Origin of the sequence: Muricauda brasiliensis, from assembly GCF_003057865.1 — a bacterium.
GTDB classification, from domain to species: domain Bacteria; phylum Bacteroidota; class Bacteroidia; order Flavobacteriales; family Flavobacteriaceae; genus Flagellimonas; species Flagellimonas chongwuensis.
In genome coordinates, this window is sequence record NZ_QBTW01000046.1 from 1 (window position 1) to 1,278 (window position 1,278).

At 47.0% G+C, this 1,278-nt stretch carries 1 protein-coding gene; it reads right to left on the reverse strand.

The genetic code is table 11. The features are described 5' to 3' along the window. Nucleotides 1-12: 12 nt before the first annotated feature. Nucleotides 13-978, reverse strand: a complete 966-nt coding sequence (locus tag DCK90_RS16880; RefSeq protein WP_108247364.1) for an IS110 family RNA-guided transposase — start codon at nt 976-978, stop codon at nt 13-15. Nucleotides 979-1,278: the final 300 nt, after the last annotated feature.

Below are 1,278 nucleotides of genomic sequence, written 5' to 3' on the forward strand. Positions count from 1 at the left end.
AAGCAAGTCTTTTTAAGCCAATCTCGATATATGGTTCTCATCGTAAGGTATTCCGGATTTTGCAATGGCAAATGCCTGTTTCAACAGTTTGTTCGATACCGCTATCAAAGCCAGCTTCTTGCTCTTCCCCTTCCCTGTCAAACGTTCATAGATCTCCCTACAGGCCTTGTTGTGCTTGCATGCCGAGAAGGCACATAGAAACAGAAGGTTCCGCAATTTCCTGTTCCCTACCTTACTTATCCTGCTCTTTCCCCTTACGCTGCTGCCCGAACGCCTGGTCGTTGGCGTTATTCCCGCATAATTACATAACTGCCCCGCATTCTCGAACTTGGTGAAGCCCTCTGTGAGGACGATCAAAAGGGCCACCGTCTTGTCCCCCAGTCCCGGTATGCTCTTCAAGTTCGTAAGCTGCCGTTGCTGCGTTTTCTTGACCAATGCAAGCAATCTGGACTGAAGGCCCTCCAGCTCTCTGTCCAGGCTTTTCAATGAACGGACCAAGGAGGAATGCACCGCCCTTGAGGGTATGCCCAGGACCTTTTCACCGTGCAGCTTGTTCTTCACCTGTGTCCGCTGTTTGAGATAGATGTCCATCAATGCCAACAATTGGAGACTCTCCGCCTGGTCCTCGCCCTTGCCGTCGTACAGGGGAACATCGTTGACCTTGGCGTACTCCGCTATGGCCTTGGCGTCGCTCTTGTCCGTCTTTACCTTGGAAAGCTTCATCTGTACAAAACGTTTTACGGACAAAGGGTTGACGACCGAGACGGCAATGCCCTGGTCATAAAGGAACTGGGCCAATAGATAATGGTAATAACCAGTGGCCTCCATCACCACTAGACTGTTGGGGTTTAAACACCTGAAATAATCCCTGAACCCCTTCAAGGTGTTCGGGTACTGATGGTGGTTACCCTCATGGTCGGACACATCAAATACATCCTTGCTGATGTCCACTCCATGGATTTCTTTATCTTTATTCATAGGAAAATGTTTTGGAAAGGACACTCCACTTAAGCTTCAACAACTTGAAATCGAGATCTAGGTCTCACAGAACTGAACGAATTCTTGAGTGGAAAAGAGAGGGGGTCATCAATGTTGACGGAATCGAAACTTCCCATGGCTATATTGACCTTGTTCCTCTCTTTTGTTCTTTCTGATTTATGACTATAATTTAATCGGAATCAAACTTAAGCTGGCTATAATTAATTGTTCCCTATTGCCTTTAACTAAATCCCCTACTTTTTAAAAAACAGCCACTCGTAGCCGAGACCGTTGGCAAAA